Annotated in this window: 12 protein-coding genes; 4 read left to right on the forward strand and 8 right to left on the reverse strand. The window is 65.0% G+C overall.

Going from position 1 to position 10,314, the window contains the following annotated elements:
- The 5 genes from AX708_RS01010 to AX708_RS01030 all read right to left on the reverse strand — a co-directional run.
- Positions 1–545: RNA methyltransferase (locus tag AX708_RS01010; RefSeq protein WP_067489172.1), on the reverse strand; the 545-nt coding region annotated here is incomplete at its 3' end.
- A gap of 7 nt (positions 546–552) precedes the next feature.
- Positions 553–1,014 carry a transcriptional regulator NrdR gene (gene nrdR / locus AX708_RS01015; RefSeq protein WP_066528190.1) on the reverse strand — a complete coding sequence of 154 codons (462 nt, stop codon included), beginning with the start codon at positions 1,012–1,014 and terminating at the stop codon, positions 553–555.
- A gap of 8 nt (positions 1,015–1,022) precedes the next feature.
- On the reverse strand, positions 1,023–1,238 hold the full coding sequence (locus AX708_RS01020; RefSeq protein ID WP_066528192.1) for a hypothetical protein: 216 nt from the start codon (positions 1,236–1,238) through the stop codon (positions 1,023–1,025).
- A gap of 12 nt (positions 1,239–1,250) precedes the next feature.
- Positions 1,251–2,570, reverse strand: a complete 1,320-nt coding sequence (gene glyA / locus AX708_RS01025; RefSeq protein ID WP_066528196.1) for a serine hydroxymethyltransferase — start codon at positions 2,568–2,570, stop codon at positions 1,251–1,253.
- Entirely contained in the window at positions 2,567–3,046 is a 480-nt protein-coding gene (locus tag AX708_RS01030) for an RpiB/LacA/LacB family sugar-phosphate isomerase (RefSeq protein ID WP_066528198.1), read from the reverse strand. The genes glyA and AX708_RS01030 overlap by 4 nt, the downstream gene beginning before the upstream one ends.
- Positions 3,047–3,188: 142 nt before the next feature.
- Between AX708_RS01030 and AX708_RS01035 the strand changes: the two genes are divergently transcribed.
- The gene (locus tag AX708_RS01035; RefSeq protein ID WP_066528201.1) at positions 3,189–3,617 is read left to right on the forward strand and encodes a DUF6766 family protein; all 429 of its coding nucleotides are present in this window, start codon (positions 3,189–3,191) and stop codon (positions 3,615–3,617) included.
- A 76-nt stretch (positions 3,618–3,693) separates the two neighbouring features.
- Positions 3,694–3,876: a DUF3008 family protein gene (locus AX708_RS01040; RefSeq protein WP_066528210.1), complete on the forward strand. Its 183-nt coding sequence runs from the start codon at positions 3,694–3,696 to the stop codon at positions 3,874–3,876.
- Positions 3,877–3,924: 48 nt separating this feature from the next.
- Here AX708_RS01040 and rpoD read toward each other — a convergent pair whose 3' ends face one another.
- The 3 genes from rpoD to AX708_RS01055 all read right to left on the reverse strand — a co-directional run bounded on the left by rpoD (position 3,925) and on the right by AX708_RS01055 (position 8,432).
- On the reverse strand, positions 3,925–5,955 hold the full coding sequence (gene rpoD, locus AX708_RS01045; protein ID WP_066528212.1) for an RNA polymerase sigma factor RpoD: 2,031 nt from the start codon (positions 5,953–5,955) through the stop codon (positions 3,925–3,927).
- A 73-nt stretch (positions 5,956–6,028) separates the two neighbouring features.
- The gene (gene dnaG, locus AX708_RS01050) at positions 6,029–7,915 is read right to left on the reverse strand and encodes a DNA primase (protein ID WP_066528215.1); all 1,887 of its coding nucleotides are present in this window, start codon (positions 7,913–7,915) and stop codon (positions 6,029–6,031) included.
- 61 nt (positions 7,916–7,976) lie between these two features.
- On the reverse strand, positions 7,977–8,432 hold the full coding sequence (locus AX708_RS01055; protein ID WP_066528216.1) for a GatB/YqeY domain-containing protein: 456 nt from the start codon (positions 8,430–8,432) through the stop codon (positions 7,977–7,979).
- 145 nt (positions 8,433–8,577) lie between these two features.
- On the opposite strand from AX708_RS01055, the gene carA reads away from it, so the two are divergent.
- Together carA and AX708_RS20190 are read left to right on the forward strand one after the other, a co-directional pair.
- The gene (carA, locus tag AX708_RS01060; protein ID WP_066528218.1) at positions 8,578–9,759 is read left to right on the forward strand and encodes a glutamine-hydrolyzing carbamoyl-phosphate synthase small subunit; all 1,182 of its coding nucleotides are present in this window, start codon (positions 8,578–8,580) and stop codon (positions 9,757–9,759) included.
- Positions 9,759–10,256, forward strand: coding sequence for a hypothetical protein (locus AX708_RS20190; protein WP_156443344.1), 498 nt, complete (start codon positions 9,759–9,761; stop codon positions 10,254–10,256). Before carA ends, AX708_RS20190 begins: the two co-directional genes overlap by 1 nt.
- The last annotated feature ends 58 nt before the right edge of the window (positions 10,257–10,314 follow it).

Consider the following 10,314-nt stretch of genomic DNA (forward strand, 5'->3'; position numbering starts at 1 on the left):
GGGGGGAGGGTGTCCTCGAGCGTGGGCTGGACCAGCGCCTCTCCCCCATCCGCGATCTCGCGACCGATCCGCGACCATTCATAGGCCACAAGGATCACCGCCTGCGCGAGGTTGAGCGAGCCGAATTCGGGGTTGATGGGCACCGTGAGGATATTGCGGGCGAGCGCCACGTCCTCGGTCTCGAGCCCGGACCGCTCAGGCCCGAAGATGATCGCGTGGCGGCCGGGGAGGGTGTGGACCTGCCGCCCGGCCTCGTCCGCACCGATCACCGGCTTGGTCACGCCGCGCTTCCTCACGGTTGTCGCGTGGACATGCGCGCAGTCGGCCACCGCCTCGGCAGTGGTGGCATAGACCCTCGCTTGCTCGAGCACGATGTCCGCGCCTGCTGCCGCTGGGCCCGCAGACGGGTTGGGCCAGCCATCGCGTGGGGCCACGAGGCGCATTTCGGTCAGCCCGAAATTGAGCATCGCGCGCGCCGCCTTGCCGATATTCTCGCCCAGTTGCGGGCGCACGAGCACGATCACCGGCTTGTTCAGGTCAGCCATAATCTGCCTATTCTTTCGCGGCTTGCTGGACAGTGCTGGCAAATTCTTCGAAATCTCGCGCTTCGGAGAAGTCGCGGTAGACCGAGGCGAAGCGGATATAGGCGACCGAATCGATCTGCCGCAGCCCCTCCATCACCAACTCGCCGATATGCGAGGAGGGAACCTCGGCCTCGCCCGAGGTTTCGACCTGGCGCTGGATGCCGCTGATGAGCTGGTCGAGCCGTTCCTGATCGATCGAGCGCTTGCGGGTGGCGAGCGAGATCGACTGTTCGAGCTTGGAGCGCTCGAACGGCTCGCGCCGGTCGCCCGACTTCACCACCACGACCTCGCGCAATTGCACCCGCTCGAAGGTGGTGAAGCGCGCCCCGCAGGACGAGCACTGGCGACGGCGCCGGATCGAGGCATTGTCCTCGGTCGGGCGGCTATCCTTTACCTGGGTATCGTCATGGGCGCAGAAGGGGCAGCGCATTCAGAAGGTTACTTCTTGACCCTCTGATACAGCGCGAAGCCCGCCCCGGCGATCAAGCCGAGCGGCCAGGAGATCACCGGCAGCAGCGCCCCTGCGACCGCACCGATCGCCGCGCCCGTCAGAACCGGAGCGGTCGAGGGGTGGTTGATGCCTTCCTTGGCCATTCCGGTAACTTCGGTCTTCACGTCCTCGACCCAGTCCTGCGATCCGTTCGGTTCGTTCATGTCGGCGGTTCCTTACATTCCGGGATAGACGGGGAAGGCCGCGCACAGCGCGCTGACCCGCTGGCGCACACTCTCTTCGATCTGCGCGTCGCCCTCAGGGCCGTTTTTGGCCAACCCTTCAACCACTTCGGCGATGAGCTTGCCGACAGTGCGGAACTCGTCCGGGCCGAAGCCGCGGGTGGTGCCGGCGGGGGTGCCCAAGCGAATGCCGCTGGTCACGAAGGGCGAGCGGGTGTCGTAGGGGATGCCGTTCTTGTTGCAGGTGAGGAAGGCGCGGTCGAGGCCCTTCTCGGCATCCTTGCCAGTCACGTCCTTAGCGGTCAGGTCGACCAGCATCGAGTGGTTGTCGGTGCCGCCGGAGACGATCCTGAGGCCGTTCTCTTCAAGGCTTGCCGCCAGCGCGCGGGCGTTCTCGACGATGCGGTGCGCATAGTCGCGGAACGACGGATCGAGCGCTTCCTTGAAGGCCACCGCCTTGGCCGCGACGATGTGCATCAAGGGGCCGCCCTGAAGGCCGGGGAACACCGCCATGTTGAGGGGCTTGGTGAACTTCTCGTCGTTCCACAGGATGATGCCCGAACGGGGCCCACGCAGCGACTTGTGGGTGGTCGAGGTGACGATGTCGCAATGCGGGAAGGGCGAAGTATGCGCGCCGCCCGCGACGAGGCCGGAGATGTGGCTCATGTCGCACAGCAGCACCGCGCCCACTTCGTCGGCGATGGCGCGGAAGGCGGGGAAGTCCCAGGTGCGCGAGTAGGCGGTGCCGCCGCAGATGATGATCTTGGGGCTATGCTCGCGGGCCTTGGCGGCGACCTCGTCCATGTCGATGGTCTCGGTCTCGCGGCTAACGCCATACGACACCACGTTAAACCACTTGCCGCTCATGTTCACGGGCGAGCCGTGGGTGAGGTGTCCGCCCGAATTGAGATCGAGCCCCATGAAGGTGTCGCCCGGATTGAGCAGCGCGAGGAACACCGCCTGGTTCATCTGCGAGCCCGAGTTGGGCTGCACATTGGCAAAGTTGCACCCGAACAGCTGCTTGGCGCGCTCGATGGCGAGGGTTTCGACCACGTCGGCATAGTCGCAGCCGCCGTAGTAGCGCTTGCCCGGATAGCCTTCGGCATACTTGTTGGTGAACACCGACCCGGCGGCCTCCAGCACTGCGCGGCTTGCGATGTTCTCGGAGGCGATCAGCTCGATCTTGTCGCGCTGGCGGGCGAGTTCCTTGCCGATGGCGGCCGCGATCTCGGGATCGGCGTGGGCCAGGTCGTTATGCCAGAAGCCGTCCATGGGAGAGGTGCGGGCGGCGAAGTCGAGGGGGGCGGTGCTCATTGGTGGGTCTCGATGTGATCGGGCTGGAAGGGCGGCTTGCCAAGCTTGCCGACCCGGCGCTGGTGGCGCCCGGCCGGATCGCCGGCATCGGCGAACTCTGTGTCGAGGAAGGTCGCAACGCAGGATTTCGCCATCTCGATCCCTACGAGACGCGCGCCCATTGCGATGCAATTGGCATCATTATGTTCGCGCGCGAGGGCGGCGGAAAGCGGCTCTGACACCAGTGCGCAGCGCACCTGCGGGTGGCGGTTGACGCTGATCGAGATGCCGATGCCCGAGCCGCACAGCGCCACGCCGAATTCGGCAGTGCCCTCGGCAAGGATTTCGGCAAGGCGGTAGCCGTAATCGGGGTAGTCGACGCTCTGTCCAGGTTCGGGGCCGAGGTCGGCGACCTCGTGGCCTTCCTCGACAAGCCATTCGGCAAGCTCGGCTTTCAGCTCCACGGCGGCGTGGTCGGAGGCGATGGCGATGCGCATGGGGCGGCTATAGGCGCTGGGGAGGGGAATCTCCACCCCTTGAGCGCGGCTTTTCGACGAAGGCTTGAGCGGGTGACACAGGTTAGGGTCGCATCGGTCAGGCGGCATAGAGTGCCGGTCCCAGTCGCGACGGATCCGCTTTATGCCAGCACGTGACCAAGTTGCCCCTTCCGACAAGCGTTGGGGCCTGCTCCGCAAATATCTCTATGCCTGGCTGACGGTTGCCTTCTTCCTCGTCAGCCTCGTGCTGCACTGGTACTTCGGGTGGCGCGCCTTTGCCAATGCGGCAGCACAGCATGGCCAGACGGCCGAGGTGGCGGGCTATCTCGACGAAATGCTGCGCGACACTTTCGAGAACTGGCAGTCGGAGTTCCTGCAACTGCTGTGGCAGGTCGTGGGGCTGGCCTACTTTCTTTACGTAGGCTCGCCCGCTTCCAAAGAGAGCGGAGACCGTCTCGAGGCCAAGGTCGATGCGTTGCTGCGGGCGCAAGGCGCACAGGGCGAGCAGATCATCGCGGACATCGACGATCGTTTCCTGCGGGGCAAGGGTCACGCCAAACCGCATGAATAAGGTGCGTTACCGAGGTTAGGGCCGCCCGCACCCGCAGGCGCCTATAGTGTCGCGCTGCCATTACGGAGTGAGTAGGATGCCAGCCAGATCCAAGGCCCAGCAAAAGGCCGCCGGCGCGGCGCTTTCCGCCAAGCGCGGCAAGACGCCCAGGAGCAAGCTCAAGGGCGCTTCGAAGAGCATGGCCGATTCGATGAGCGAGAAGGAGCTCGAGGAGCTGGCCGCCACGAAACGCAAACCGCTACCCGATCGCAAGGGTTGACGCTGCGCCGCCCGTGAAAAGCCCCGCCGAAGCGGGGCCTTCCGGGTCTTACTGATCAAGGAAGCTGCGCATCTTTCGCGACCGCGACGGGTGCTTGAGCTTGCGCAGCGCTTTTGCCTCGATCTGCCGGATACGCTCGCGCGTGACCGAGAACTGCTGGCCGACTTCCTCGAGCGTGTGATCGGTGTTCATCCCGATGCCGAAGCGCATGCGGAGCACGCGTTCCTCGCGCGGGGTGAGCGATGCAAGCACGCGGGTGACGGTTTCCTTGAGGTTCGCCTGAATCGCGGCATCGACCGGGATGATCGCGTTCTTGTCCTCGATGAAATCGCCGAGGTGGCTGTCTTCCTCGTCCCCGATGGGGGTTTCGAGCGAGATCGGCTCCTTGGCGATCTTCATTACCTTGCGCACCTTCTCGAGCGGCATCGAGAGGCGCGCGGCCATTTCCTCGGGGGTCGGCTCGCGGCCTTCCTCGTGGAGGAACTGGCGGCTCGTGCGCACCAGCTTGTTGATCGTTTCGATCATGTGCACCGGGATGCGGATGGTGCGCGCCTGATCCGCGATGCTCCGCGTGATCGCCTGCCGGATCCACCACGTGGCGTAAGTGCTGAACTTGTAACCGCGGCGGTATTCGAACTTGTCGACCGCCTTCATCAGCCCGATATTGCCTTCCTGAATGAGATCAAGGAATTGCAGGCCGCGGTTGGTGTATTTCTTGGCGATGCTGATGACCAGACGCAGGTTCGCCTCGACCATTTCCTTCTTGGCGATGCGCGCCTCGCGTTCGCCCTTCTGGACCATGTTGACGATGCGGCGGAACTCGGTGAGGCTCATGCCGGTCTGCGCGGCGATGTCGGCGATTTCCGAGCGGATGCGCTCGATCGCGTCTTCCTCGCGCTCGAGGAAGGCTGCCCACTTCTTGTCCTTCTTCGCGCGTTCCCTGATCCAGGCGTCGTCCAACTCGTTGCCGACATAGGCGGTGAGGAAGTCGGCGCGCTTGACCTTGTGCCGCTCGGCAAGACGCAGCATCTGACCGCCCAGCGTGGTCAGGCGGCGGTTGAAGGCGTAGAGGTTGTCGACCAGGAATTCGATCTTGGTCGCGTGGAACTGGACGCTTTCGACCTCGGCGGTGAGGTCTTCGCGCAGCTGTTCGTACTTGGCTTCCTTGGCCGCCGGGAAGGCATTGCCGGCGGCAAGCGTATCGACCCGCTCGGCCTGGAGCTTCTCGAAGGCATTGAACAGCGTGGTGATCCGCGCGAAACGCTCGAGCGCCTCGGGCTTCAGCGCGGCTTCCATCTGGGCGAGGGAGAGGGTGTTGTCCTCCTCCTCTTCCTCTTCGCGCTTCTGGCGGGGCTCGCCGTCCTCGTCCTCGTCGGCGTCCGCTTCGGGCTCGTCCTCGACCTCGTCGTCCTCGCGGATGGTCGGGCCGGCGGTGGCTTCGGAGATCTCGTCGTCGTCGTCATCCTCGGCGCCGTCAGCCATTTTCTCGGCCGGCGGCTCCTTGGAGAGCATCGCGTCGAGATCGAGGATCTCGCGCAGCTGCATGTCGCCGTTGTTGAGCGCTTCCGACCACTGGATGATCGCGTGGAAGGTGATCGGGCTTTCGCACAGCCCGATGATCATCATGTCGCGGCCGGCCTCGATGCGCTTGGCGATGGCGATCTCGCCCTCGCGGCTGAGCAGTTCCACCGCGCCCATCTCGCGCAGGTACATGCGCACCGGATCATCGGTGCGTTCGCCCGTGGCGAGCTTCTTGTTACCGGCGCGGGCGTCCTTGGGAGCCTTCTTCTCGCTGTCATCGTCATCATCGTCGTCGTCGACGATCACATCATCGGCGTCGCCGTCCTCGCGGTCCTCGGCCTCGGCCTCGGCGTCCTCGTCGCTTTCGACGATCTGCACGCCCATCTCGCTCAAGGCGGTCTGGATGTCCTCGATCTGGTCAGGGCTCATCTCGCCCGAGGGCAGCGCCTCATTGAGTTCGTCATAGGTGACGTAGCCGCGCTTCTTCGCCTTGCTGATCAGCTTCTTGATCGAAGCCTCGTTGAGATCGATCAGCGGGGCATCTTCCTTCTCGGCCATAAATTTCCGTGTCTATCCGTTGCCGGGCGGCGATCCGGTGAGAACGCCGCCTGTTGATCCCATGTCCGCCGCGTCAGGCGGTGTCATCCGTGTCGCCCGCGAGCTGCGCCGGCGCTGCCGCCTTGCGACGCCCGAAGGCCTTCAATCGTTCCTCGGTTGCCATGAGCTGTGCACGCAAACGCGTCTGCTCGGCAAACGATCCTTCCGGATCGCTGTCGAAACGCGCGATCGTGGCCGCAAGCGCAGCCTCAAGCGCCGGCCTTTCGACCAGCAGCGACACAGCTTCAGCCAGTTCCTCGCACGCAGCGTCGGGATCGGTGCCTTCTTCGAGAAAGGCGTAGCGGATATCTGCCGACGGGGCGGGTTGACCTTGCGTGGTTGTGCATATGGCGGTTGCGTCGTGCGAATCAAGCGTTTCCGCAAGAGCGATGAGCGATTCGATGGCCGGCGCGGCCTCCGGGCGCAATCGGGCGAGGCCGATCAGCGCTTCTGTGTGGCGGGCGATCTGCCCGGGATAGCGCGCCAGACCCGCCAGCACGGCCTGCAACAGTCCCTCCCGCTGGCCGCCCGCCATGAGGCCCGACAGTTGCGCCCGCGCGGCATCGGTGAGGCCCGGCGCAGGCATGGGAACCCCGCGCCACGGCCCGCGCTGGCCAAATGCCGGGCGCGCCTGAGGGGCGGCACGCTGGGGCCGTGGCGGATAGGCGAAGTCCGAAAAACGGTCGGAGAGCTCACGGCGGTAGAGGCTCTTGATTTCAGGGTCGGCGATGGTCTCGACATGGGCCATCAGCCGCGCCTTGAGGCCCGCCTTGGCCTCGGGCGTGGCGAGGGGCTGGGCGTCACGCTCGAACTCCCACAAGGTGTCGATTAGCGGGGCGGGCTGGGCGAGGAGCTGCTCCATTGCGCTTGCCCCTTGCGCCTTGACGAGGTCGTCGGGATCGAGTCCGGCAGGCAGCCGGACGATGCCCAATGAACGCATCGGCGCCAGCAGCGGCAGCGCGCGCGCAATCGCCCGCATCGCCGCGCGCTGGCCTGCGGCATCGCCATCGAAGCACAGCACCGGCACCTCGACCATGCGCCACAGCAGTTCGAGCTGCATTTCGGTGAGCGCCGTGCCGAGCGGAGCGACCGCGTCCCTGATGCCCGCGTTCGCCAGCGCGATCACGTCCATGTAGCCCTCAACCACCACCACGCGCCCGCTCTGGCGCGCGGCAGGGGCGGCGCGGTGGAGGTTGTAGAGCGTGCGCCCCTTGTCGAAGAGGTCGGTGTCGGGAGAGTTGAGGTATTTCGCGACCCCGTCGCGCTTGTCGAGGATGCGGCCCCCGAAGGCGATCACGCGGCCCCGCGCGTCCTGGATCGGCAGCATGACGCGGCCCCGGAAGCGGTCATAACGCTCACCCTGTTCGTTGGCGGCGCGCATTCCGGCGCCTTCCAGCATGTCCTCGCCGAATCCCGACAGGGCACGGGGGAGGGCCTGCTTGTCATCGGGGGCCCAGCCGAAGCCGAATTCGCGCATGATGGCCGGGGAGAAGCCGCGGCGCTGGAGATATTCGCGCGCGGCGGCGCCCGAAGGGCCGGCGAGCGCCTCGACGAAGAACCGCTGGGCCGCTTCGGTCACGTCGATCAAGCTGGCGCGCGCTTCGGCCTTCTTCGCCATGACCGGGTCGGGGGCGGGGACCTCCATCCCGGCCATCGCGGCCAGCTCCTTGACCGCGTCCATGAATTGCAGGCCCTGCTGGTCCACCATCCAGCTGATCGCATCGCCATGCGCGCCGCAGCCGAAGCAGTGGTAGAATTGCTTCTGGTCGTTGACGTAGAAGCTCGGTGTCTTCTCGTCGTGGAACGGGCAGCACCCCTTCCACTCGCGTCCCGCCCGCGTCAGCTTCACCGAGCGCTGGACAAGCGTCGAGAGCGTGATCCGCGCACGCAGCTCGTCCTTCCATTGCGGGGTGATGGCCATGGGGCTTAGGTGCGCCCGAAAGCCCGAGGGTTCAAGCGCGGGCTGTGGACGGGTCTGTGGCTTAGCTCAAAGCAGCTTTGACCAGCCCGCTCGCGAGCTTCCCGTCGAGCACCGCGCCGTGGCGATTGCGCAGTTCGGTCATCACCGCGCCCATGTCCTTCATGCTCGACGCGCCCAATTCCGCCTTGATCGCCTCGATCGCGGCCTTGGTCGCCGCCTCGTCCATCATCTGCGGCAAAAACTCCTCGATAACGGCAAGCTCCGCCCGCTCGACCGCGGCCAGTTCCGTGCGGCCGCCGGCGTCATACATCTCGATCGATTCGCGGCGCTGCTTGGCCATCTTCTGGAGCACGCTCGTCACCAGAACATCGTCATCGGCGACCGGCTGCGCGGCAGTGCGCTCCTCGATGTCGCGGTCCTTGATCTTGGCGCTGATCTGGCGGAGCGCGGCGGTGCGGTCCTTCTCGCCCGCCTTCATCGCGGCAATGGTGGCGGCCTTGATATCGTCACGGATCATTTTTTCGGCTCATTCCTGTGGATGGGGTTTATCGTGCGCGCCCCTAACCCAAATAGAGGCACACGCCTAGGTTGACGGGCGCGGGCGAGGGGCCTAGCGGGCAAAACTTAGCACCATCGCCGGATCAACTGTAACGGAGCGCCCCATGGCCGACCCCGCATCTTCTCGCGCGCAACCCTCAGGCGCAACGGGAGTCCTCGTTCTGGCCGATGGCACGGTGCTGTGGGGCCGCGGCTTCGGCGCGGCGGGCTCGGCGGTGGGCGAGGTGTGCTTCAACACCGCCATGACCGGCTACCAGGAGGTGATGACCGATCCCTCCTACGCCGCGCAGATCGTCACCTTCACCTTCCCGCATATCGGCAATGTCGGCGCGAACGGCGAGGATATCGAGAGCAAGGTCGAAGGCGCGGTCGGCTGCGTGGTGCGCGAGGATGTCACCGAGCCCAGCAACTTCCGCTCGATCGAGCGCTTCACCGAATGGATGGTGAGGAACGGCAAGATCGGCCTCAGCGGCATCGACACCCGCGCATTGACCCGCCGCATCCGCCAGAGCGGCGCGCCCAACGCGGTGATCGCCCATGCGCCCGACGGCAAGTTCGACATTCCGGCGCTGGTGAAGCGCGCCGCCGAGTGGCCGGGCCTCGAAGGCATGGACCTCGCCATCCGCGTCACCCGCGAGGGCGGCGAGCAATGGGCGGGCGGCTCGTGGACCCTCGGCAAGGGCTATGGCCGCGCGGCCTTCGACGCCAAGCCGCACGTGGTGGCGATCGACTACGGCGCGAAGGACAATATCTTCCGCAATCTCGTGAAGGCTGGCGCGCGGGTGACGGTGGTGCCCGCCAAGACGTCCTTTGACGAGGTCATGGCGCTCAAGCCCGACGGGGTGTTCCTCTCCAACGGCCCGGGCGACCCTGCGGCGACCGGCGAATATGCCGTGCCGGTGATCAAGGCGCTGCTCGACGCGGAAGTGCCGCTGTTCGGCATCTGCCTCGGCCACCAGATGCTCGCGCTGGCGGCAGGAGCGAAGACGATCAAGATGCACCAGGGCCACCGCGGCGCGAACCACCCCGTGCAGCGCGTCGGCGAGGGCTGGGGGGAGACTTCCGGTCTCGTCGAAATCACCTCGATGAACCACGGTTTCGCGGTGGACGCGGCGACCCTGCCGGAAGAGGTGGAGCAGACCCATGTCTCGCTGTTCGACGGGACGAATTGCGGGATCGCGATCAAGGGCAAGCGCGCCTTTGCGGTGCAATATCACCCCGAGGCGAGCCCGGGGCCGCAGGACAGCTTCTACCTGTTCGAGAAGTTCGTGGGGGGGCTGGGGTAATGTCGTGTATCCTAGACGACTTATGGCAGTTTTCTGACAGAGACTTCGCTGATTTGGTTGATCCCCGAGATGTGGTTCTTGCAGAGCTGGATTATTCCCATCCCGACCCCATTGGTGTTGCCTCTATAATGGGGGCGGCCTTCTTTTTACCAATCGGGATTGACCAATTAGCAGTCGCAGAACTTATTTCGCAGGGACTCGTACGCGAGGATACGGACGGCGCATTGAGCCTGACAGAAGATGGCTGCGACCATGTTCGGTCCAGAATGCTGAAGCGAGCTACTTGGTCGGATTATGCAATACGACCTGATGCACGACCGTATTCACCAATGGGGCGACGATTGGCGCTCGCGATAATGTCACACATGCGAGACAAGCCAGACGACTACTTTACGCCGATGTTTAAAGAGCTCGGTGACCTCATTCCTGGGCTTTACAAAGATGATCGAGGTTTCTGGGTCTTCGAAGCCGACGCTAAATTTAGGGCCGACCATTGATAACGGACTTGTCCTTGCTTTTTTCCTCCCTTCCACTCGGGGAAGGGTTGGGGATGGG

Origin of the sequence: Erythrobacter sp. CCH5-A1, from assembly GCF_001557115.1 — a bacterium.
In the GTDB taxonomy this organism is placed as follows: domain Bacteria; phylum Pseudomonadota; class Alphaproteobacteria; order Sphingomonadales; family Sphingomonadaceae; genus Erythrobacter.